The organism is Acidibrevibacterium fodinaquatile (assembly GCF_003352165.1).
GTDB lineage: Bacteria > Pseudomonadota > Alphaproteobacteria > Acetobacterales > Acetobacteraceae > Acidibrevibacterium > Acidibrevibacterium fodinaquatile.
The window spans coordinates 3,795,692-3,817,657 of the sequence record NZ_CP029176.1 but is presented as its reverse complement, the minus strand read 5'-3'; the positions used below and the strand labels follow the sequence as shown (position 1 = coordinate 3,817,657).

Annotated in this window: 19 protein-coding genes and 1 pseudogene; 15 read left to right on the top strand and 5 right to left on the bottom strand. The window is 61.6% G+C overall.

The window, feature by feature from the left end; genetic code table 11:
* The first annotated feature begins 12 nt into the window (after positions 1-12).
* Together DEF76_RS18050 and DEF76_RS18045 are read left to right on the top strand one after the other, a co-directional pair.
* Positions 13-705, top strand: coding sequence for a hypothetical protein (locus DEF76_RS18050; protein WP_114913478.1), 693 nt, complete (start codon positions 13-15; stop codon positions 703-705).
* 48 nt (positions 706-753) lie between these two features.
* Positions 754-1,215 carry a SufE family protein gene (locus tag DEF76_RS18045; RefSeq protein ID WP_114913991.1) on the top strand — a complete coding sequence of 154 codons (462 nt, stop codon included), beginning with the start codon at positions 754-756 and terminating at the stop codon, positions 1,213-1,215.
* A gap of 58 nt (positions 1,216-1,273) precedes the next feature.
* On the opposite strand, the gene DEF76_RS18040 is transcribed toward DEF76_RS18045, so the two are convergent.
* Positions 1,274-1,816, bottom strand: coding sequence for an SRPBCC family protein (locus DEF76_RS18040; RefSeq protein ID WP_162800747.1), 543 nt, complete (start codon positions 1,814-1,816; stop codon positions 1,274-1,276).
* Between the two features lie 356 nt (positions 1,817-2,172).
* On the opposite strand from DEF76_RS18040, the gene DEF76_RS18035 reads away from it, so the two are divergent.
* The 4 genes from DEF76_RS18035 to DEF76_RS18020 all read left to right on the top strand — a co-directional run bounded on the left by DEF76_RS18035 (position 2,173) and on the right by DEF76_RS18020 (position 6,833).
* Positions 2,173-4,620 carry a TonB-dependent receptor gene (locus tag DEF76_RS18035; RefSeq protein ID WP_114913476.1) on the top strand — a complete coding sequence of 816 codons (2,448 nt, stop codon included), beginning with the start codon at positions 2,173-2,175 and terminating at the stop codon, positions 4,618-4,620.
* A gap of 180 nt (positions 4,621-4,800) precedes the next feature.
* On the top strand, positions 4,801-5,481 hold the full coding sequence (locus DEF76_RS18030; protein ID WP_114913475.1) for a MotA/TolQ/ExbB proton channel family protein: 681 nt from the start codon (positions 4,801-4,803) through the stop codon (positions 5,479-5,481).
* Between the two features lie 11 nt (positions 5,482-5,492).
* Entirely contained in the window at positions 5,493-5,951 is a 459-nt protein-coding gene (locus DEF76_RS18025; protein ID WP_114913474.1) for an ExbD/TolR family protein, read from the top strand.
* Positions 5,952-6,833 (top strand): TonB family protein, encoded by an 882-nt coding sequence (locus tag DEF76_RS18020; protein ID WP_114913473.1) that lies wholly within the window; start codon positions 5,952-5,954, stop codon positions 6,831-6,833.
* Positions 6,834-6,848: 15 nt separating this feature from the next.
* Here DEF76_RS18020 and DEF76_RS18015 read toward each other — a convergent pair whose 3' ends face one another.
* Positions 6,849-7,634 carry a tetratricopeptide repeat protein gene (locus tag DEF76_RS18015; RefSeq protein WP_114913472.1) on the bottom strand — a complete coding sequence of 262 codons (786 nt, stop codon included), beginning with the start codon at positions 7,632-7,634 and terminating at the stop codon, positions 6,849-6,851.
* Between the two features lie 94 nt (positions 7,635-7,728).
* Between DEF76_RS18015 and DEF76_RS18010 the strand changes: the two genes are divergently transcribed.
* Entirely contained in the window at positions 7,729-8,613 is an 885-nt protein-coding gene (locus tag DEF76_RS18010; protein ID WP_114913471.1) for an alpha/beta fold hydrolase, read from the top strand.
* 151 nt (positions 8,614-8,764) lie between these two features.
* On the opposite strand, the gene DEF76_RS18005 is transcribed toward DEF76_RS18010, so the two are convergent.
* The 3 genes from DEF76_RS18005 to DEF76_RS17995 are packed head-to-tail and all read right to left on the bottom strand — an operon-like array spanning position 8,765 to position 12,140.
* A complete protein-coding gene (locus DEF76_RS18005; protein WP_114913470.1) occupies positions 8,765-9,748 on the bottom strand; it encodes a GNAT family N-acetyltransferase in 984 nt (327 codons plus the stop codon).
* The gene (locus tag DEF76_RS18000) at positions 9,730-10,941 is read right to left on the bottom strand and encodes a pyridoxal phosphate-dependent aminotransferase (protein WP_408842854.1); all 1,212 of its coding nucleotides are present in this window, start codon (positions 10,939-10,941) and stop codon (positions 9,730-9,732) included. Before DEF76_RS18000 ends, DEF76_RS18005 begins: the two co-directional genes overlap by 19 nt.
* On the bottom strand, positions 10,938-12,140 hold the full coding sequence (locus DEF76_RS17995; protein WP_114913469.1) for a pyridoxal phosphate-dependent aminotransferase: 1,203 nt from the start codon (positions 12,138-12,140) through the stop codon (positions 10,938-10,940). Before DEF76_RS17995 ends, DEF76_RS18000 begins: the two co-directional genes overlap by 4 nt.
* Before the next feature lie 273 nt (positions 12,141-12,413).
* On the opposite strand from DEF76_RS17995, the gene rfbF reads away from it, so the two are divergent.
* The 8 genes and pseudogenes from rfbF to DEF76_RS19565 all read left to right on the top strand — a co-directional run bounded on the left by rfbF (position 12,414) and on the right by DEF76_RS19565 (position 21,911).
* Complete coding sequence (gene rfbF, locus DEF76_RS17990) at positions 12,414-13,184, top strand: glucose-1-phosphate cytidylyltransferase (RefSeq protein ID WP_114913468.1); 771 nt, start codon at positions 12,414-12,416, stop codon at positions 13,182-13,184.
* Positions 13,185-13,187: 3 nt separating this feature from the next.
* Positions 13,188-14,243 (top strand): NAD-dependent epimerase/dehydratase family protein, encoded by a 1,056-nt coding sequence (locus DEF76_RS17985; RefSeq protein WP_114913467.1) that lies wholly within the window; start codon positions 13,188-13,190, stop codon positions 14,241-14,243.
* Between the two features lie 2 nt (positions 14,244-14,245).
* A complete protein-coding gene (gene rfbC, locus DEF76_RS17980) occupies positions 14,246-14,812 on the top strand; it encodes a dTDP-4-dehydrorhamnose 3,5-epimerase (RefSeq protein ID WP_114913466.1) in 567 nt (188 codons plus the stop codon).
* Complete coding sequence (locus DEF76_RS17975; RefSeq protein WP_114913465.1) at positions 14,809-15,732, top strand: NAD-dependent epimerase/dehydratase family protein; 924 nt, start codon at positions 14,809-14,811, stop codon at positions 15,730-15,732. The genes rfbC and DEF76_RS17975 overlap by 4 nt, the downstream gene beginning before the upstream one ends.
* A gap of 131 nt (positions 15,733-15,863) precedes the next feature.
* The gene (locus tag DEF76_RS17970; RefSeq protein ID WP_114913464.1) at positions 15,864-17,813 is read left to right on the top strand and encodes a glycosyltransferase family 2 protein; all 1,950 of its coding nucleotides are present in this window, start codon (positions 15,864-15,866) and stop codon (positions 17,811-17,813) included.
* 16 nt (positions 17,814-17,829) lie between these two features.
* Positions 17,830-18,246, top strand: a pseudogene (locus DEF76_RS17965) (glycosyltransferase); the annotation flags it as partial.
* The gene (locus tag DEF76_RS17960) at positions 18,243-19,316 is read left to right on the top strand and encodes a class I SAM-dependent methyltransferase (protein WP_114913462.1); all 1,074 of its coding nucleotides are present in this window, start codon (positions 18,243-18,245) and stop codon (positions 19,314-19,316) included. The pseudogene DEF76_RS17965 and the gene DEF76_RS17960, both read left to right, overlap by 4 nt.
* Before the next feature lie 231 nt (positions 19,317-19,547).
* Positions 19,548-21,911, top strand: a complete 2,364-nt coding sequence (locus DEF76_RS19565; RefSeq protein ID WP_162800746.1) for a hypothetical protein — start codon at positions 19,548-19,550, stop codon at positions 21,909-21,911.
* Positions 21,912-21,966: the final 55 nt, after the last annotated feature.

The window sequence follows — 21,966 nt, the reverse complement described above, 5'->3', positions numbered from 1 at the left end:
TGATGCCCTGACATGCCGGCAGGCCCGCTCTGGCTGATGGTGGTGGCGATGGGGGTGTTTCAGGGCTGCAACCCGCCGATGGGTTGGTTGCCGGCGCTGGCGCGCGGGCTCGAGACGCGGCGGGCGCTGGCGCCGTTTGGCGTCGCCGCGCGCTATGCGTTCGGCCATTTTCTCGCGATCGTCGTCGTATTGGCGCCGGTTGCGGCGCTCATCGCGCTCGTCCTGCGCGATCCGGCGCCGCTGATGCCGGCGATCGGCGCGGCGATGGTGGGATTCGGCCTCTTCAAATGTCTGCGCCCACGCCATCCGCGTTTTCTCGCCCGCATTCCGCCGCGCCGGGCGTTGCGCTGGTCGTTCCTGATGTCGCTCACCCATTGCGGTTCACCCTTGATGATGCTGGCGACGCTGATTGATCTGATCTGGCGCGAGCCGGTCTATTTTCGCCTTCGCCTCGACCCGCTGACGCGTCTTACGCATGATCTCGGGGCCGCTTTTCTCATCGCCCTGGTGATGAGCGCGACGCTGCTCGCGGCATCCTCGGCGATCGCGGCGGTGCTTGGGCGCACCATCGGGTTGCGCGCCTTGGCGCGGGTCTGGATCAATTTCGATCTGCCGTGGTCATTCGCCTGCATGGCGATGGGGCTGATGGCGCTGGTCATGGGAGAGCCGCGTCTCGCCGCCCTGTGCGGGCTCGCGGCGCGTTGAGGCGGCGGGCGGCTTGACGGATGGCGGCATCGCTCGCACATGCGGGCGATGCCAGAAGACCCTTTCTTCGTTCCCGAGGAAGCGAGCGCCGCCGAGGCGATCGCTGCGATCGGCGATGAGCTGGCGGTGTTCGATGATTGGATGGAGCGCTATCACCACATCATCGATCTTGGCCGCAAATTGCCGCCTTTTCCTGCCGCCTGGCAGGATGACGCGCATCGTGTTCAGGGCTGCCAGAGCAAGGTTTGGCTGGCGGCGGTGATGCGGGCGGGCCGGCTCTATTTTGCCGGCGCGTCGGATGCGGCGATCGTTGCCGGCTTGGTTGCGCTTTTGCTGCGGGTTTATTCGGGTCGGCTCCCCGAAGAGATTCTGGCCACCAACGCCGATTTTCTCACGGCGTGGGGGCTGATCGGGGCGCTTTCGACCAATCGCGGCAATGGTGTTGCGGCGATGGCGCGGCGGATTCGTGACCTGGCGGTGGCGGCCTCACCGCAGAAGGCAGTGCCATAGGCACTGCCTTCGGGGCAAAAGTTTTTTGGTTCTTTTTTTCAAAAAAGAACCGCTTTCCTCAGTTCGCTTCCGCCTTTTTCTTGAGATCGGCGAGCGCGCCTTCGTAGATTCCGGTCACGGCTTTGATGGCGGCGGCGTCGTCCATGCCGGCGGGGGGATTGGCGTCGGCCGAGCCGCGCTGGAAATGCCCCACCCAGGTGACGGTGGAGCCGCCGTTCTTGCCGGGTTTGACGGTGATGGTAGAGCGGTAATGGGTCACGGGCACGACCTTGACGTTGCCGGGATCGTCGGTGATCCGGTAGGTATAGGTCATTTTTTTAGCGTTATATTTTTCCAATTGCTCGATCAGCACCGGACCACCGAGGTCGAGATGGCGCACCGAGCCCGGGGCATTGCCCTTGTCGGCGTTCGAGGTTTTCACCGCGCTGAACCAGGTGAGATCGCCGAAATTCTGGATGATGTTCCAGACTTTCGCCGGCGGCGCGGCGATGGTGATGCTGCGCCGGACGACATGGTTGGGCATATCCGCCGCGTTTGCCGGCGCGAGGTGAACGAGAAAGCCGGCGAGCGCGAAAAGCGCGCCGAAAAGAAGAGGCTTCAAGATGTTTCCCCTTTTTTGCTTCGGGATGAGTGAGAGTGCCGTCAGTATCAGGCGGGGCGCGGCGTTGCCAGGGTTTTTCGGAGGTTTCGCGGATTTTTCCGGCGGCGCGGCCGGGCCGGGCATGCTTCTCGATGCTTAAAAGAAATATTTTATCGTTTGCCGCACAAAACCGGCATGATATTTATGACAAATTTATGTCTATTTGCCGTCATTATAATGAAACTTTTCTTTCATTGGTATGAACACAATTTTGTGAACTCATTGTCACAATTCTGTGCGCGTTGCGCGGGGTTACGTTCCGTTAATCCCCGCCGCTGAACCAGACGCTACCCCTTCGCGCACTAGGAAAAACGATCATGCATGTCACCCGGGCTTTGGCGCGGCGCGCGCCTTCTGTGTTGCTCATGGCGTCCACGCTGCTTGCCGGCCATGCGGCATTGGCGCAGGTCGTGACCGGCACGATCAGTAGCGGCGGCGGCAATGCCGCGCCGTTGCCATTGGTGTCGGATAATGACACGCAGCTGGCGCAGAATGCATCGGGTGTCAGCGGTATCGTGAATGCCGGCTCGGTCAATGCGGCAGGCGGGGGCGGGACCAGCGCGGCGCCGGTGCCGGGCGCGACGGTGCCGCCGACGCAGCAGCAGCTTTTTGAGTCCGGCCAGACCACCCGGGTTCTCGATCAGCAGCAACTGCAATCGGTCGGGCCGATGGGCGGTGGCGCGCAGGCGATCGGCATGGCGCCGGGCGCGCAGGTCGTCGGCTATGGCAACACCGGTTCGACGAAATACAACGTCTCGCTCGATGGTCTTGCGAATGGCTGGGGCGGCTTCGGCGGCCAGACCGGCAACAACAATCTGATGATGACCTTCGACGGCGTGCCGATGAACAATGTCGCGACCGGTCTTTGGGCTTCGGCTTCGGTGCCGCAGATTGGCATGATCCAGAACATCGATGTCGGCTACGGTCCTGGCGACGCAAAGGATCGCTGGTATGACACCACCGGCGGCACGATCGAGTTCACGCCGATCCAGCCGACCGCGAAGGCGGGCGCCGATATCGTTGCGAGCTATGGCAGCTATGACACCGTCAATCTGAATTTCGACATCCGCACCGGCAATATCGGCGGCTGGTCGACGGTGATCGCCGGCGGCATCGGTGAGGGCAATGATTTCCGCACTTCCCAGAATGGCTTCGATAGTCCGGCGGAAAACTACGCCTTCTACGTCAAGACCGTGAAGAATTTCAGTGATGGCGACGTCTCTTTCGGGGGCTACATCGCCCAGGGCGGCGGCTATCGCCCAAATGTCATCCCGGTGAGCCCGATGGCGGGTGTCAGCGTGAATGGCGCGGGTGCGGCCGGGCCGCTTTACAACGAGAAAGCGAACATGTTCGCGGCCCTTGATCCCCAGGTCTGGGCCAAATTCGACCAAAATCAGTTCGCGACGGTTTATGCGAAACAGAATATCCACGTCGACGACTATACAACGTTCCATAACATGGCATGGTATAGCGACGAGCAGCGCCTGCATTCCGATTTCAACAATTTCCAACCAAATTACAATCAGTTATATGAGATGAACACGCCGGATAACTGGACGCTCGGCGACAAGATGTGGTTCACGACCACGCTTCCTTATAACACGGTCGATTACGGCGCTTATTATATCTATGGCCTCTATCAAACCGTAAACTCGTTCTGGAGCCCAAACGCACCTTATTATGGCAGCCAGTATGCGCCCAACGGGAATTACCGATTCGGCAATTTTTATAGCGGCGATGCGGCGATCTTCCTCCAAGACGATATCCATCCCTTCTCGCAGCTGCACATCACGCCGAGCATTCGCTTCGTCGACGACACGCTGCAATACGCGAATGGCGCCGGCCAGTATGGCGCATTCCCCAATGCAACCGGCACCGATCAGGGCGGGTTCGGATCGCAACACGCGAGCTGGACCGGCGTCGAGCCGGGCGTGAATGTCAATTATCAAGCGCTCAAATGGCTCGCGCTCTACGGCAATTACGAGGAATCCTATCAGACCCCGTCCGTCGGCGGCGGCGGTGGCTACTTCCAGGCTTTTCCGGTGACGGTTGCGACCGAGCCCAAGCTCGAACTCGCGCAATATTGGCAGATCGGGGCGAAAGCGAAATTCAATGACCCTGATTATTACGTGAAAAATTTCCTGCTCGACGTCAATTATTTTGACCTCCGCCTCGCCGACCAGACCGCCAACGTCGCGCTCAATGTCAACGGCACCGAAGTCACGACGACTGGCACGTCGGAATACAAGGGCGTCAACATCGCGATGGACGATAACCCGTTTTCCACGGTGCACACGTTCTTCAACGGCGCGATCATGAATGCCCTTTATACCAGCTATGACGTGATCGGCGGCTCGAATTTCAACGGCTCGCATGTGCCGTATGTTCCGGACACGACGCTCAATCTCGGCGTCGATTACACCTATTTCGTCGGCGATACCGCGGTGAAGCCGAGCTTCTGGTGGCAGTTCACCGGCCCGCAATATTACTTCAACAACATCACCGCCGCCCCGACGAACACGACGATGGGCGCCTATCAGACCTTGAATGCCTCGATCGACGTGAAAAAACCCTTCTCGGTCGCGGGCTTTGGCAAGACGCTCGATGTCTCCTTCACGATCCTGAACTTCACCAACAATCGCTTCAACATCTACGAATATCTCGACTCCGCCGGCGATTATTTCGGCCCCAGCGCCGCCTCCGGCATCCTCGGCTTACCCGGCGCCCCGATGACGATGTACGGCCAGGTCGCCTTGAGCTTCTAACACAGACCATAATCACGACATTGCGAGCGAATTGTCATTCTTCGGTCACTGAACTGACACCAATCGATCACACAACTGCCGTTTGAGACTGGCTAGAAAGCACCCGAACGCAGGTCCGCGTTCGGGTGCCGCGGCAACCCGGGCGCGGTTTCGCCACGGCAGGCAGCGAAGGCAACGATCATGAATTTCGACTATCTCATCCACATCGCCAACTACTCCGACGGCGTGATCTACGCGCTCGCGGCATTGCTGCTCGTCGAACTCGCGGTGATCATCGACCGCTTCTGGTATCTCCGCCGCACTTTGATCGGTGGCACCCGCGTCGTGCTCGCGGTCGCGCGCACCGGCGCTTTGACCCAGCCGGAGCTCGAGATGCTGCGCCGGAGCGCGGGCAAGCTGCCGGAAGCGGTGCTGCTCGAGACCGCATTGCGGCACGCCGACAAAACCAAAGGCGAAGCCCTCGCCAACCGCCTCGAGGAGGCGATCCTGCTGATGGCGCCGCAATTTGACCGGCGGCTTTGGATTCTCGACACCATCATCACGCTGGCGCCGCTGCTCGGCCTGTTTGGCACCATCCTCGGCATGTTCCACGCCTTCGGGGTGCTCGCGACCCCCGGCCAAGCGCCGACGGCGGTGACCGGCGGCGTCGCCGACGCGCTGGTCGCGACGGCCTCGGGCATCTTCATCGCGATGCTCGGCCTGCTCACCTACAATGGCCTCAACAGCCAGATCCGCATGATCATGCATCAGCTCGACTCGCTGAAGACGATGATCATGAACCGGCTCGATGGCGCACCGATGGTCCCGCTCGGCCAGACGACCCAGAAAACCGTGATCAAACCCGCGTTGCAGACGGCGTAAGGCGGCGGACGATGGCGCGAAAGCTTCGCTATTTCGAGGAACGGCGCGGCCGCGTCGAGATCATTCCGATGATCGACGTGATGCTGTTCCTCCTGGTGTTCTTCATCATCGTGACCTTGCAGATGATCCCCGATGCCGGGCAGACGCTGCAGCTCCCGACCTCGAGCGAGGCGGACCATCTGCCGCGCCCGGAATTCACGGTGAACGTCCAGCAGGATGGTTCGGTCGCGGTAAAGGGCCAGGCGATGAGCCTCGATCAGCTCACCGACATGATCAAGAATGACGGCAATCCGGAAAAGACCGTGATCACCATCGCGAGCGACAAAGCGGCGCCGTTCGAGGCGTTCGTCCATGTCATGGACGCGGTGCGCAAGGCCGGCGTCACCAGCCTCGGCGTTGCGACGCAGCCGGGCGGCGCCGGATCGGCGCCCGCCGCGCCCGCCGCGCCCGCTCTGCCGGCGGGGAAATAAGTGAGCGCGCAGGTGACATCGCCGCGGCTGCCGGATTTGCCCGAGGCCGGGCCATGGGGCAGTTACGCCTCGCTGCCGTTCCTGCCCGATAGCGGCCGGCGCGGCCGGTTCGCGCTCGCCCTGCTGCTGGCGGCGGCCTCGGAACTTGCGATCGTCGTCTGGCTCGGCGCCCGGGTCGTGGAAGTTTCGCCCGAGCCGAACAATCCGCATCCGATGGAGGTCCACGCCGTCACCCTGCCGGCGCCGCTCCCGGAATTGCAGGCGGTGCCCGAAGTCACCCCCCCTGACGCCGCAAACCCCCCGCCGCCGCCCGATACGCTGACGCCGCCCCAGCCCAACGCGCCGCCGCAGCCGCAAGCCGAGGTCGCGCCACCACCGCCGGCACCCGACCAGCCGCCGCCGCCACAGGCGGATAGCCCCTTCTTCGTGCCGCCGCCGCCGCCGATCACCGCGCGCCAGCCCCCGCCACCCCATCCGGTCAAGACAGCGCAGAAAGCCGCGCCGCCGCCGCCGCAACCGAAGACCGAGGCCGCGAAGGAAGAGCCCAACAAGCCGCCGCCGCCACCCTCGGCCCCCGCCTCCTCCGGCCAGAACCTCACGGCGCTGCAAAAATACGCGGCCGATCTCCGCAGCCGGGTGCAAAACAATCTGCACGTCACCTCGGCGATCAGCGCCCTCAACCTCTCCGGCGATACTTTGGTCGCGATCACCCTCAGCCCGGACGGGCACATTGACAATGTCGCGGTCAATAAATCGAGCGGCATCAGCCTGATCGACAAACTCGCGCTCGACACCGTGCGCGCGACCAGCTTTGCCCCGTTCAGCGACGAAATGCCGAAAAATACGATGACCTTCCTACTCAAAGTCCACGTCGAAGGCTGAGCCGGCGGACCAGCGTCACGGGCTGGCGGCTTTGTGCTGCGCGCGCCAGGCCGCCGCGTTCGCTTCGGCCTCGCTGATTTGCGTCGCGGTCAGGCGCTCGGCGAGGATGTGCAGCGCCCGCGTCGCGCGGCGATAGGTGTCGCTCCCCGCCTCTGCCCCGGATTGCGCGATCGCATACCATTGATAGGCGGCCGCGTCGTCCTCGGGGACGCCATGGCCGCGCGCATAAGCGATGCCGAGCGCGGCGGCGGCATCGAGATCGCCCTGATCGGCGGCTTTGCGGAACCACGCCAGCGCTTGCTCGTAATCCTGCGTCTCGCCACGGCCGCGCGCATAGGCGAGGCCGAGATTGAACTCCGCTTGCGGGTCGCCATGCGCCGCCGCTTTCGCGAACCAGGCGGCGGCTTTCGCGTCATCGGCTTCGACGCCGCGGCCATGCGCATAGGCGACGCCGAGATTGAATTCGCCCTTGGCGTCATCCTGCGCCGCCGCTTTCGCGAACCAGGCGGCGGCTTTCGCGTCATCGGCCTCGACCCCGCGCCCCTCGGCATAGGCGACGCCGAGCGCGGTTTCCGCCGGGGCATAGCCCTGGGCCGCGGATTTCTCGAACCACGCCACCGCTTTCTCGTCATCCGGCGCGACGCCACGGCCATATTCATAGGCGAGCCCGGCATCGAACTGCGCCATCGGATCGCTGATCTGCGCATCGGGGACGCTGTATTGCGCCGAGGCTGGGCGGCTAATCGCGGCGCCGGCGAGAGCGAGCGGGACGACGACGAATCGAATGAAGACGGGGCGCATGGCGTCTCCTCTTGCGGTTTGGCGCGAACTATGCCCCGAATTCAGGCCAAGTCCGGCGCTCGCGCAAGAGAGGGCCGCAAACCGGGAGGGGGCGATGGAGTTTGCCGGGTTTCATCTCGAATGGCGCGAGGTTTCGGGCGGGCGGCTGCGGCTCCGCCGCGGTGGCGACGGTCCGCCCCTGCTTTTGCTGCACGGCAACCCCGAGACCCATATGATGTGGTCGAAAATCGCCCCCGCCTTGGCGGCGCGGTTCGAGGTGATCTGCCCTGATCTCCGCGGCTATGGCGGCAGCTTCAAGCCGCCGGCAAGCGCCGATCACACGCCTTACGCCAAACGCGCAATGGCGCGCGACATGGCCGAGCTGGTGGCCGGGCTCGGGCATGAGCGCTTCCAGGTCGGCAGCCACGATCGCGGCGCCCGCGTCGCTCATCGTCTCGCGCTCGATTATCCCGATCGCGTCACCCGCCTCGCTGTTCTCGACATCATCCCCACACTCGCCCATTTCGAACGCACCGACATGCGCTTCGCGCTCGGCTATTATCATTGGTTCTGGTTCGCGCAGCCGCACCCGTTTCCCGAAGCCCTGATCAACGTCGCCCCCGAGCTTTGGTTCAAGGCCCATGTGACGCGCGGCGGCGACCAGATGCCGGCGTTTTTTACCCCCGAGGCGGCGGCCGATTACCTCGCCGCCGCCCGCGATCCGGCGATGATCACCGGCATGTGCGAGGATTACCGCGCCGCCGCCAGCATCGATCTCGTCCATGACCGCGAAAGCCGCGCGGCCGGGGAGAAAATCCGCTGCCCGCTCCTGGCACTTTGGGGCGCGCGCAATTTCGTCGGGCGGCTCTATGACGCGCTCGCGGTGTGGCGCGAATTTGCCGCCGGCCCAGTCAGCGGCGGGCCGGTCGATTGCGGCCACTACCTCGCCGAGGAGGCTCCGGAGGCGATAAGAGACGCATTTTTGGGGTTTTTCGCGTAGGAAAGACTCGTTCTTTTTTGAAAAAAAGAACCAAAAAACTTTTCTCTGTTGGGCAGTGCCAACGGCACTGCCCGCTCTGAGGAGGCTTGCCGCCCTAAGGGAACGGGAAAAAAGTCTTTTTGCTTCTTTTTCTTCAGAAAAAGAAGAGTCTCTATATTTCTTTCCAGAAAAACAAAGCATCATAGGATACGCCCCGCGCGGTGACGCTGAACCCCGGGATACGTCCGCCTTCGCGCCAATCAAGGCCGCGCGCCAGCGCCTCCGCCGCGCTGCCGGCGATCGCGTTCAACGTCAAAAGCCGCCGCCCATGCCGCCGCGCTGCCGCCTCCACCGCCCGCATCAAGGCCTGCGCGAGGCCGCCGCCGCGATAGCCCGGCAGGATCAGCAGATGCTGCACCTCGGCGCGATGGTCCTGATAAGGCGGGGTGTTGATATCGAGCTGCACCGAACCCGCGAGCACGCCATCGACCCAGCCGGCGATGAGAATTCTCTGGCCGCCAGCGACCTCGGCCGAAACCCCGCGCCAATAGCGCCGCGCCTCGGCCGGCGAGGCGAGCGGCACCGCCTCGTCCTCGGCGGCGGAGGCGGCCAGGATATCGCCGAGACGGCGATCGGCAGACGACGCGGCGGCGGCGTCGAGCTTGGCGACCGCGATGCCGGCGGCCGGCTTGGCATAGCCGAAAGCCAAGGTCTGGCCGGCATCGACACGGATCGGGCCTTCGCGCAGGAACGAGTGTTTTTCGAAAAATCGCTGCGCCGCATCCGCCCTGGTGTCGCACCACAGAACCAGGCGCCGCGCCTCCGGCACCCATCCTTCGGCGGCCGCGAGCAGCCGCGCCGCCAACCCATGCCGGCGCACTGCCGGAGTGACCAGAAGATCGCGGATCTCGAACGTGCCATCGGCGTCAAAGGGCGCGATGGCGGCGAGCCCGACCACCTGCCCTCCTTCGACGGCGACGAAAACACCGCCTTCGCGCAAATCCGCGATTGACCGCGCCGCGGCCGTAGCACCCGGGAATTCCGCCGCGACCGCCGCCGCCAGCGCGGCGATCCCGGCGGCATCGTCGTCCTGGGCCGGGCGGATGCGCAATTCGGCGCGGGGTGGTTCGCCCCGGATCAGCGCAAGCCCTGACAAAAGCGGATGATGCGCTGTCCCGCCGTCTCCAGCGCGGCTTCCGAGGTCGCATAGCTCACGCGGACATAAGGGCTCATGCCGAACGCCGCCCCCTGCACCACCGCGACATGCTGTTCTTCGAGCAAGGCGAGGGCGAAATCGGTATCGTTCGCGATCTCCCGCCCGGCTGCGCTGCGGCGGCCGATACAGCCGGCGATGTTGGGATAGAGATAGAACGCGCCCTCGGGCTTATGACAGGTGATGCCTGGCGCCGCGCTGAGCAGATCGAGGAGAAGATCGCGGCGGCGGCGATAGGTCGCGCGCTGTTCCGCGAGAAAATCCTGCGGCCCGTCAAGGGCGGCAGCCGCCGCCGCCTGGCCGATGCTGGAGACGCCGGCCGTCGCCTGGCCCTGCATGTTGACCATGGCGCGGATCAAGGGCCGCGGCCCGGCGCAGAACCCGATCCGCCAGCCGGTCATGGCATAGGTCTTGGAGACGCCCGAGACCGTCACCACCCGCTCGCGGAGCCGAGGTTCAGCGGCGGCGAGCGTGACATAGCGGAACCCGTCATAGAGCAAATGCTCGTAAATATCGTCGGCCAGCACCCAGACATCGGGGTGTTCGAGCAACACCCGCCCGATCGCCGCCATCTCCTCCGGCCCGCAAGCAGCGCCGGTCGGGTTATTGGGAAAATTCAGAATAAGGAGCCGGGTCCGCGGCGTGATCGCGTGCGCGAGATCCTCGGCGCGCAGATGAAAACCGGCATTTTCCGGGCACGAGACCGGAACCACCCGCCCGCCGGCGAGTTCGGCCATCAGCGCATAGGAAACCCAGTAGGGCGCCGGGATGACGACCTCCGCTCCGGGATCGACGGCGGCCATCAGAGCATCGAAAATCACCTGCTTGCCGCCATTGCCGACCATGATTTCATCGAGCGCATAGTCGAGCCCCTGGTCGCGCCGGAATTTGCGCTGGATGGCCTCTTTCAGCGCCCGCGTGCCGTCCTGCGGCGGGTATTTGGTCTCGCCGCGCCGCGCCGCTGCTTCCGCCGCCGCGATCGCATGTGCCGGGGTTGTGAAATCGGGCTCGCCGATCGAAAGCGCGATGACATCGGCGCCGCCCTCACGCAAGGCGCGCGCGCGCGCCGTCATCGCCGCGGTGGCGGCGGTGGGCACGCGGGTCAGACGCTCGGCGAGCGGCGGGCTCAAAGTCAGGAAAGACCCTGGCAGAAGCGCTGGATGCGCATGCAAGCCTCGCGCAGCGCCTCGGTCGAGGTCGCGTAGCTGATGCGGATATAGCCGGGATAGAGGAATGCCGCGCCATGCACCGCCGCGACCCCTTCTTCTTCCAAGAGGGCGGTGACGAAATCCTCGTCGCTTTCGATCGCGGTGCCGGCGCGGGTTTTCTTGCCGAGGCAGCCATGGATCGCGGGATAGACATAAAATGCGCCTTCGGGCTTATGGCACGAGATGCCCGGCGCTGCGTTCAGCATGGCGACGACGAGATCGCGCCGCTCCTGATAGACCTTGACCATCGCCGCGATCGACTCCTGCGGCCCAGAAAGCGCTTCCAGCGCCGCCGCCTGGCTGATCGAGGAGGGGTTGGAGGTGGATTGGCTCTGCAGCGTGTCCATCGCCTTGATCAACTCGCGCGGCGCCCCGGCATAGCCGATGCGCCAGCCGGTCATGGCATAGGCTTTCGAGCAGCCATTCATCGTCACCGTGCGGGATTTGAGCCGCGGCTCGACGGCGGCGATGGTTGCGGGGCGGAACCCGTCATAGGCGAGTTTTTCGTAGATATCGTCCGTGAAGATCCAGACGTTCGGATGGCGCAGCAACACCTCGCAGATCGGCCGCAATTCCTCCGCCGAATAGGCGGCGCCGGTCGGATTGCAGGGGCTGTTGAGGAAAAACCATTTGGTCCGCGCCGTGATCGCTTGCTCGAGGTCTTCGGCGCGAAGCTTGAAGCCGCTATTCTGGCTGCACGGCACCGGGACCGGGGTGCCGTCGGCGAGTGCTACGATATCGGGATAGCTCACCCAGCACGGGGTTGGGATGATCGCCTCGTCGCCTTGGTTCAGCGTCGCGACCATGGCGTTATAGATCACCTGCTTGCCGCCGGTGCCGACGATGATCTCCTCCGGTTTGTAATCAAGCCCGGAATCGGCGCGGAATTTGGCCGCGATCGCGGCGCGGAGCGCAGGCGTTCCGGCGACATCGGTATATTTCGTCTCACCGGCCGCGATCGCACGGATGGCGGCTTCCTTGACGTTTGCCGGAGTGTCGAAATCGGGCTCGCCGGCGGAGAGGCTGATGATGTCGCGCCCGGCGGCTTTGAGCGCGCGCGCCTTGGTGGAGATGGCGATGGTCTGGCTCGGGCTGATGCGGCCGAGGCGGTCGGCGATGAAGCTCATGGAACCCTGCGTGCGTGGAAAGGGATCGTCTTTTTACAGCAAAAAAAAACCGCGTGACCCTACCCGGCTCACGCGCCGCCGGCAAGCCGCGTGCGCCGATGGTCCGCGGCGTTGCGGCTTTTTTGGTGCCTGCTCTGGGCCTACTCTCGGCCTACTCTGGCGCCGCGATTGCACGCCATGTTAGAAGACAGGCGTCGAGGCGGCGGGCAATTAACCGCCAACCAAATCGAGCTGCGAATAGGGCATCACCAAAATGGAAAAAGACCTCATAAAATGAAAGCAGTCATTCTGGCGGGCGGTCTCGGGACCAGGTTAGCTGAAGAGACGGAAACCAAACCGAAGCCAATGGTCGAAATCGGCGGCCGTCCCATTCTTTGGCACATCATGAAAATCTATGCGGCGCACGGGATCAACGAGTTCATTATTTGTCTTGGCTACAAGGGCTATGTAATCAAAGAATTCTTCATCAATTATTTTGTCCATAGCTCTGATATCACCGTCGATCTCGGCCGCAACGCCGTCGAGGTGATCCGCCCGCAGGCCGAGCCCTGGCGTGTCACCCTGGTTGAAACCGGCGAGGCCACCGAGATCGGCGGCCGCATCCGGCGCATCCTGCCGCATGTCGCCGATGACGAGGCGTTCTGCCTCACCTATGGTGACGGTGTCGCCAATATCGATGTCCGCGGCCTGATCGATTTCCATCGCAAGGAGGGGCGGCTCTGCACCGTCACCGCCGTGCAGCCGCCCGGTCGCTTCGGCGCCATTCGCCATGAGGGCGCGCGGGTGACGCGCTTTGCCGAAAAGCCGGTCGGCGATGGCGGCTGGATCAATGGCGGCTTCTTCGTCGCAAGCCCCGCCGTCGGCGCCTATATCGCCGGCGATGATACGGTTTGGGAGCGCGAACCCTTGGAGCGGCTGGCCGAGGAGGGGCAGCTCTCGGTCCATTTCCATCAGGGCTTCTGGCACCCGATGGATACGCTGCGTGACCGCCGCTTGCTCGAGGGGCTTTGGGCCTCTGGCCAGGCGCCTTGGAAGATCTGGTGACCCATGCGCATTCTGATAACCGGTAATCTCGGCTATGTCGGCTCGGTGCTCGTCGGCCATCTGCGGCGGGCGCTACCGGAGGCACGCCTGATCGGCTTCGATGCGGCGTTTTTCGCCCATTGCCTGACCGCGCGGGCACCGCTCCCCGAGCATCGCCTCGAGCGCCAGCATTTCGGCGATGTCCGCGATCTCCCCGGCGATCTGCTCGACGGCGTCGATGCAATTGTGCATCTCGCCGCGGTCTCGAACGATCCCATGGGCAATCGTTTCGAGGAAGTGACGGATGCGATCAATCACCGCGCCAGCGTCCGTCTCGCCGAACTCGCGGCAGCGCGCGGCGTCAAGCATTTCGTGTTCGCCTCCTCCTGCAGCGTCTATGGGCTTGCTGATGCGACGCCGCGGCGCGAGGGCGATGCGCTCAACCCGCTCACCGCCTATGCACGCTCGAAAATTGCAACCGAGGAGGGGCTCCGTCAGGCCGATCTCGGCGCGATGGTGACGACGTCGCTCCGCTTCGCGACCGCGTGCGGATTCTCGCCGCGGCTTCGGCTCGATCTCGTGCTCAATGATTTCGTTGCCGCAGCCCTTGCCGCGCGCCGCATCAGCGTGCTCTCCGATGGCTCGCCCTGGCGGCCGCTGATCGATGTCAACGACATGGCGCGCGCCATCATCTGGGCGCTGACCCGCGACGAGAGCGCCGGCGGGCGGCGGCTTTCGGTCAATGCCGGGTCGGATGCGTGGAATTTTCAGGTCCGCGATCTCGCCGCCGCCGTCGCCGCGGCGGTGCCGGGGACGGAGGTTTCGATCAACCACGCCGCACCGCCCGACCAACGCTCCTACCGTGTCGATTTCAGCCTGTTTCGCGAACTCGCCCCGGCGCATCAGCCGGCGATGACGCTGGCCGGCTCGATCGCCGCCCTTCGCGATGGCCTCGCTGCGATCGCCTTCGCCGACGCCGACTTTCGCAACTCACCATTGATGCGCCTCAAAGTTCTCGAACATTTGACCGAACAAGGCAGGCTCGGCGCCGATCTGCGCTGGCGCGAAGGAGAGATCTGACGATGATTTTCCATGAAACCCCGGTCGCGGGCTGCCGTCTGATCGAACTCGAAAAACGCGGTGACGCGCGCGGGTTTTTTGCCCGCCTCTTCTGCGAGCGCGAATTCGCGCAAGCCGGGTTGGAAACCCGCTTCGTGCAGGCGAATAATTCGCTGACCTCCGAGGCTGGCACGCTCCGCGGCCTTCATTACCAATTGCCGCCCGCCGCCGAGGTCAAGCTGGTGCGGTGCGTGCGTGGCGTGCTCTGGGACGTGGTGCTCGATCTCCGCCCCGATAGCCCGAGCTTCGGCCGCTGGTTCGGCGCCGAGCTTTCGGCCGAGAACCGCCGCATGATGTATGTGCCGCGCGGCTGCGCGCATGGCTTTGTCACGCTGGGTGACGATGCCGAAGCGCTCTATTTCGTCAGCGCCTTTTACGGCCCCGAGGAAGAGCGTGGCGTGCGCTGGAACGATCCGCGCTTTGCGATCGACTGGCCGGTCACGCCGACCACGATTTCCGACAAGGATGCCGCCTGGCCCGATTTCAACGATGACTTCCACGGCACCGCGCGGCTGCGGGGGGTGCGGTGAGGATTCTCCTCACCGGCGCCTCGTCCTTCACCGGCTACTGGTTCGCGAAAGCGCTCGCCGCCGCCGGGCATGAGGTTGTAGCACCGCTTCGGGGGGCGCGGGCGGGCTATGCGGGGGCGCGCGCGGCGCGGGTCGCGGGGCTCGAAGGCACGGTGCGCTTGGTGCCCGCATGCCCGTTTGGTGACGCGAAGTTTCAGGCCCTGATCGCCGGGGAAAAATTCGATCTCCTCTGCCACCACGCCGCCGCGGTCGGCGATTACCGCAGCCCGGATTTCGACGTCGCCGCCGCGCTCGCCGCGAACACCAACGGGCTGCGCTCGGTGCTCGCGACGATGGCGGAGCGCGGTCTGCGCGGCGTCGTCCTCACCGGTTCGGTGTTTGCCCCCGATGAGGGCGCCGGCGAGACGCCGCTCCGCGCATTTTCGCCCTATGGGCTCTCAAAGGGGCTGACGGCGGCGGTGTTTCGCTATCGCTGCGGCGAGATCGGCCTGCCGCTCGGGCATTTCGTCATCGCCAACCCGTTCGGCCCGCTCGAGGAGCCGCGCTTTTGCACCTATCTTCTCCGCACCTGGCGCGAGGGCAAGACCGCCGAGGTGCGCACGCCACGCTATGTCCGCGACAATGTTCCGGTGCGTGCGCTTGCTGACGCCTATGCCGGCTTCGTTTTGACCATCCCCGGCGGTGCCGCGGAAACCCGCCTCGGCCCGAGTTTTTATGTCGAAACCCAAGGCGCGTTCGCCGAGCGTTTTGCGCGCGAGACGCGAGCGCGGAGCAAGCTCGCCTGCGCCCTCACGCTCGCCGAGCAAAGCGATTTCTCCGAGCCGATCGTCCGCATCAACACCGACCCGCTCCGACTTTCCGCCGTTGCCGAGGCGGCGCTCTGGGATGAATATATCGAGGCGGCGCTGGCAGGGGCGTAAGGGGGGGCGATTTGGCAAATACGGCAACCATAGAACGAGCCCCCAAGAAGAAGACGCCGCCGCGCTCGCCGGCGCCGGCTGTGCCAGCGCCACCGGCTCTCGGAATCAGGCTCTATGTTGACCATCTCGAGGTGTCACGCCGGAGCCGCCTCAACATTCGCGGCTGGCTTTTCCATGAGCAGGTCGCGGTCTCCGCAATTACGGTGGAGATCGACGCCGGCAGCCGGACCCATCGCCGCCCTTGCCGTATCGGCGCTGAGCGGATGGATGTCTTCGAGGCCTGGAAGATTCCCCAAGCCACCCATTGCGGCTTTTCCGCAACCAAGCTTCCCTGCGCCGAGGGTGGCGCCCTACGTTTGAAGGTGACACTCGCGGATGGCAAGGAGATCGCCGTGCCGCTCGCAACGCTTCTCTGGCACGAGGCGGGCGGTGAGTGGCGAGACGTTGAAAGCCACGTCAACGCGCCGAAACTGGATTTTTTCGGCTCGATTCTCGATCAATACCTGGGGCGTCGCTTCGTCGCCGAAGAAAGTCTCGGCGCGACATTGTCGGTGGTGCGCGCCAGCGTTCCCGCGCCGCCGCCGCCGCTGCCCGAGCCGGTCGTCATCATGGTGTCCGTCTATCGTGGCGCGCAATATTTGCCGGCGTTCTTTCAATCCCTCCTCACGCATACTCGTTCGCCGCATCATCTCCTGCTCATCGACAACGGCAACACCGATGGCGCCATCAGCGCCTATCTCCGTGCCCTCGCCGCCGCTCATAGTCACGTCATCCTGGTGCGCATTCCGGTCAATAATGGCTATGTCAGCGCCATGTGCGAGGGCATCAAATACGCCCCGCCCGGACATCTGGTGACGCTCAACACTGATATCGTGCTGCCGGATTATTGGCTGGAAAGATTGATGTGGCCGATTTTCGCCGACCCCAGCGTCGCCAGCACCACCCCTTTCACCAATGCCGGCACGGTGTGCAGCTTTCCCAAGATTGGCGAGGATAACCCCCTTTATCTCGGGCTTGGCGTCGATTGGATCGATCGCATGTTCCGCTGCGTTGTGCCCGAGGACGCCAATATCCCGGTCCCCTCTGGCATCGGCTTTTGCATGGGCATGAATCGCCATGCCGTCGAAAAAGCCGGTTGGTTTGACGAGGCCGCGTTCGGGCGAGGCTATGGCGAGGAGAATGATTGGTGTTTGCGCGCCGAGGCGTGCGGCTATCGCAACGTCCATGTCGCTAATCTTTTCGTCTATCACAAACATGGCGGCATCTATCTGACCGAGGAGAAAAAGGCCCTGATGGCGAACAGCCTCGGGGTCATCAACGAGCGCTTCCCCGCCTATCACGACCGGGTCATGGATTTTCTCGCGCTTGACCCGCTCGCCCCGGTGCGCGGCGTGGCCGCGTTTCTGCTCGCCGCCGAGCGCGCCGGCGCCGCAGATGTCATCATCGATCATGACCTCGGCGGCGGCTCCAAAATCACCCGGGAAGATATGTCCGCCCGCCTGCTCGCGGAGGGGATTCCGCACGTGGTCGTCATGCCCGGCGCGGAGGGTGACGAGATCACGCTGCATCTCCGCGCGCCCGGAATTTCGCATCTCTACCCCGGTTCCGTCTGGGACGACCTCGATGCCTTGCTTGCCCGCGTGCGGGGGCGGCGGCTGGTGGTCAACAATCTCGGCCATTGGGAGGAGCCCCTGCGCCTCGCCGCCCGCATCGATACGTTGCTCACCCTGCGCGGGCTCGCGCTCGAAATCATGATCCATGATTTCTTTCTGCTTTGCCCCTCGATCAATTTGCTCGATGAGCGCGATCGCTTCTGCCATTTGCCCAGCCCCTCGGTCTGCGCGGGCTGTCTGCCGCGCAACGCGAATGTCACTCCGCCGGCGGCGCGTGCTTTTTCGATCGAGGCGTGGCGCGGCGCGATGGGGACGCTGTTGGCGCGGGCGGATCGGGTTTTGTGTTTTTCGCGCTCCTCGGCGGACCTGGTGCGCCGGGTGTTCCCGGCGCTCGGGAACATCATCATCAGCCCGCATTTTCTCGCCCATTTCCCGAGCGTAGAGCCGATCGCGCCGGTCTTCACCTGACCTTACGCTTGGGGTTCTCGGTAACCTGAACGTCGCCAAGGGCGCGCGCATCGTTCGCGGCCTCGCCGCGGCGATCCGGCGCGGTGGCTCGCCGACGCGGCTGGTGCTGTTCGGCGCCCTTGCGCCGGAGACCGATCCCGATTTGATGCGGGAGGGGGTGAGCAATATTTCCTCCTATGATCACGCCAATCTTCGCCGCTTGTTGATCGAGGCTGGGGTCAATATGGTTTTTCTGCCCTCGATCTGGCCTGAGACGTTTTCCTTTGTCGCGGAGGAAGTGATGGCGCTCGGCCTGCCGCTCGCCGCTTTTGACATCGGCGCGCCAGCGGAGCGGATCAGGTATTACGAGAAGGGGGTGCTTCTGCCTTTCTGTGAAGACGAATTTTTGCTGCAAATTCTGAAGCAAGCCTTCGCCGCAAAGGCACGTGGATGAAAAGCGATAATTTACTCGGTAGCATGGGAAATTTGAAGATGAAAAAGGTATCTGGTCACAAAAAACACTTTGTTGATCGTGTCGTGCGAGGAAAATTAACCGATATGAGCGAAATTTTTGGAGAAAAATTCGCAGGCATATTTATACCTGCAGACGACGTTGGCGCAGCCAAAATCGGAATCACGAAGCAATTCCTTCAAGATGCCAGCGTATACCATGAGCGCTACAGTGCGACCCCATATTTTCGCTGGCTCCTCGAGGGGGCGGTTAAAGGACGTATGGCGCGCGAACCCGCGATGATATTGGATATTGGCTCGGGCTCGGGCAATTCAGTGTTGCCTGCTCTTGATTTATTTCCTAAAACCAAGATCGTTGCGACGGATCTTAGCGAAGATCTTTTGGCTATTTTGCGCGACCATCTTGCCAAAGATCCTACGCAGGCGGCCCGCGTGTCGCTGGCGTGTCTGGATGCAACCCGCGCTGATTATATCGAAGGATCGGCCGATCTTGTCATCGGCGCCGCAGTTTTGCATCATCTTCTCGATCCGGCGGAATGTGTTCGCCGCGCTATAAAGGCGTTATCTCCGAAAGGGACGGCAATCTTTTTCGAGCCATTCGAAGCGGGCAACGCGGTCTTGCGGCTTGCTTATGAGTGTATCCTGTCGCGCAACGCAGACGGTGCCACAGAACCATTATCCACCCAGGCAATTCATGTCCTGCGAGCGCTTGTTCAAGACTATTCAGTCCGGGCAGGTTCTGACAAATCGGCCCCTATTTTCCGCGACATCGACGATAAATGGCTCTTTACACATGCTTTTTTCAAGGAACTCATTGCTCCTCTTGGCGATTATGATCTGGAAATCGAGCCCATCAATCTCAGTGATGATTGCTTTACCCGTCAGACGCGCACGAACTTTCGCCTAGCGCTGGGCGTGACGGAAGATGTCGCAATCCAGACCTTACCGGAATGGGCGTGGGATATTCTTAAGCGCGCAGATCAGTCCTTTTCGTTCGAATTAAAGAAAGACTTGCCGATTGAGGCACGGATAATAATAAGGCGCAAACCATGAAAAAATTAATCAACCTTTTTTTTGATCGCATTACGGTTCCGCTTCTAAGGCGAAGCAGCCGATTCCGGCCGATTTTGATCCCGAACGGTATCTTGAAATCAATTCTGATGTCGTTGGCACGAATGCAGCCGAGCACTGGCAGAAATATGGTTATAAAGAGGGGCGAGTTTGGAGATGAAGTCTATTATGGAAGTTGTTAGTAGAAATATAGAGCCGAAGTGATTTAGGAAAATGCACGAAAATATCTTTTTTCGGCTGGAAGGGCTTGGAGATAATTGCGAATTCGGGATCGTGCAGCGCTATTTTAGCTGTGATCCGCCAGGTTTGTTTCGTAATGTTGGATTTTACACGATAGATATTATAATTGATGCAATAGAAAATAATCTCCATGGACTTTTTGACGACGGAAATTACGAATTTGTTGTCCAGGACGGATGGCCAGACTGGCGTCTCGACTCTTGCGGGTTCACATTTCATACTGGTTTTCCTGTTTCTATCGAGATTAATTCTGAGGAAGGGAAGCAAAAGGCAGCCCAAGTAATTCAGGCGCATCGCTTGCTTAAGCGTATGTTCTGCGAAGAATTGCGGAAGGGCGAGAAAATTTTTGTCTATCGGCAAAAAGCGGCTCTACCCAACTCATCGCTTCGCCGCCTGCACGCGGCGATCCGTCGGCATGGCCCAGGCTGGCTACTTAATGTCGCCGAAGATCCATCCAAGCCAAATGGATCGGTGGAGATACTTGACGAGGGGCTCATCGTTGCCGCGATATCGAGGCTTTCCAACGAAAATCCGCCCAATATTGATTTCACGGCATGGAAAATCATAGCCCACAGAGCATGGGCCGCCACGCGCGAATTTTCTCATGCGGCCAGAAATGACGGTTTCTCCCCTGCAAATCGCAGAAAAATAATGTCAGGGCCAGTTTTTCTCGAGGATATAGCCAAACTTACGAAAACTCCGGCAGAAATATTTATATCACGATTTGAGAGTTTGGGTGACAATTGCGAGTTCGGATTGGTTCAGCGCCGCTGTGGCGCTGAGCCAATAGATTTGCTTCGATGGTCATTTATCGAATTGCCAGATTTGATCCGCTGTCTCGAAAATGAATTTTCTGGCTTGGAGGATCCCGAAAATCTACATGTGGGATTTTTTGCCCCCGACGCCGAAGATCCGAAAGAATATGCGATATATAATAAGCGCCTTGGCATACAGAAGCACTCCCATATTCTAAACGACCAAATAAGTGCCGATAAGCTTCTGGAGTTAGAAGCTAAAAGACTGACCATTATGCGGAAAAAATTCCTAAAACAAATGAGAGAAAATGATAAGATATATGTTGTTAAATACAACAACACACCGAGTGAGGATAAAATTTTCCGGCTATTTTCGGTGTTGCAAAAATTTGGCCAAAAACGCCTGCTTTGGGCAGTCGCGGGAGATGAGACTCAAAATGAGGGAACGGTTGAACAACTGGCTCCTGGACTATTCAAAGCCTATGTAAACCGCTTTGCGCCTTACGATGACGCGCCGACACTCTCCCTTGAGCCGTGGCTTGCGATCTGCGTGGGTGTGGTGCGTTTATTGGAAACTGCTGCGCCAGAACTCAATCCGCCGGCTATTTCCGTCTATGGTAACACGATAGAAGACGCAATAACGGCTTTGCCTGCGCTCTACGAGGTCGCCGCGCAATCACCTGTGCGCCTTTGGTTCGAAAACGCTCAAATACAACATTTGTGGGCCGGCCCTCCGGTGGAAATGCTGGCCAACTCTCCGAGCCGCGGATCCACATTTAGCATTGAAGAGCCGGCACGTCTTTTTGCAAGGAGTGGCCTGCATATGATGCAGGCATGGTATGGAAATTTCGGCCTTCCAGTGCCAGCTACCATTCCTAAAATCCGCCTTGCGGGAGAGATCAGGGAATTTGCTCTCGGATGGCTGACAAAAAATACGATCGACGTCATTATTAGCCCATTTCCAGATCCAGGCCGAAAAAACGAGGTTGCTGAAATTTGGCCGTACGATAATTGGAACAGGGTGATAGATACACTTCTTGCGGCACGTCTCGAAATCGCAATATGTGGCGCTTTTTCGTCGGATGCTGAGCCACGCTTTCTGGATGAACGATTCTGGGGGGACCGCCCGGTTCGCGTCCTGAATTCCTTTTCGCTCGTGGAATTAGCGGGATATCTTCGCGCCGCTCGCTGCGTTATCACGATCGCAAACGGCATATCCCGTCTTGCGCACCTCGTTGGCGCGCAACACGCTCAAATTATTCCTGCCGGTTCGGACATGCCGTCTGCCGCTTGGGTCGTCAATCATAATCCCAACGCTGCGTGGGTTAACGAACCTTTGATTTCACAATCCGGCCTTCACAACGTGTTGCAGCCAGAACGAGTTTTAGAGCTGATTTTCTCGGTTCTCGCAAGCTTCAATCGAGATGCCTACGTCCAAAGTTTCACTGACCTGCGTGACAAAACAATGTCCGCGACCGAGGCATGGCAACACTGGACACGCTGGGGGGTTCTTGAGGGATGGCGCTCCCTTAACTACACGCCGAGGCTAATCAACCATGGGTCTCTGTGGAAAAATGAATAACTACCAGGGCGCTGCCCTGGACCCGCCGGGGGCAGCGCCCCCGGACCCGCATCCT

Coding starts and splice junctions, on each gene's coding strand:
- DEF76_RS18050 (WP_114913478.1), top strand. CDS start 13: ATGCCGGCAGGCCCGCTCTGGCTGATGGTGGTGGCGATGGGGGTGTTT.
- DEF76_RS18045 (WP_114913991.1), top strand. CDS start 754: ATGCCAGAAGACCCTTTCTTCGTTCCCGAGGAAGCGAGCGCCGCCGAG.
- DEF76_RS18035 (WP_114913476.1), top strand. CDS start 2,173: ATGCATGTCACCCGGGCTTTGGCGCGGCGCGCGCCTTCTGTGTTGCTC.
- DEF76_RS18030 (WP_114913475.1), top strand. CDS start 4,801: ATGAATTTCGACTATCTCATCCACATCGCCAACTACTCCGACGGCGTG.
- DEF76_RS18025 (WP_114913474.1), top strand. CDS start 5,493: ATGGCGCGAAAGCTTCGCTATTTCGAGGAACGGCGCGGCCGCGTCGAG.
- DEF76_RS18015 (WP_114913472.1), bottom strand. CDS start 7,634: ATGCGCCCCGTCTTCATTCGATTCGTCGTCGTCCCGCTCGCTCTCGCC.
- DEF76_RS18010 (WP_114913471.1), top strand. CDS start 7,729: ATGGAGTTTGCCGGGTTTCATCTCGAATGGCGCGAGGTTTCGGGCGGG.
- DEF76_RS17995 (WP_114913469.1), bottom strand. CDS start 12,140: ATGAGCTTCATCGCCGACCGCCTCGGCCGCATCAGCCCGAGCCAGACC.
- rfbF (WP_114913468.1), top strand. CDS start 12,414: ATGAAAGCAGTCATTCTGGCGGGCGGTCTCGGGACCAGGTTAGCTGAA.
- DEF76_RS17985 (WP_114913467.1), top strand. CDS start 13,188: ATGCGCATTCTGATAACCGGTAATCTCGGCTATGTCGGCTCGGTGCTC.
- rfbC (WP_114913466.1), top strand. CDS start 14,246: ATGATTTTCCATGAAACCCCGGTCGCGGGCTGCCGTCTGATCGAACTC.
- DEF76_RS17960 (WP_114913462.1), top strand. CDS start 18,243: ATGAAAAGCGATAATTTACTCGGTAGCATGGGAAATTTGAAGATGAAA.
- DEF76_RS19565 (WP_162800746.1), top strand. CDS start 19,548: ATGCACGAAAATATCTTTTTTCGGCTGGAAGGGCTTGGAGATAATTGC.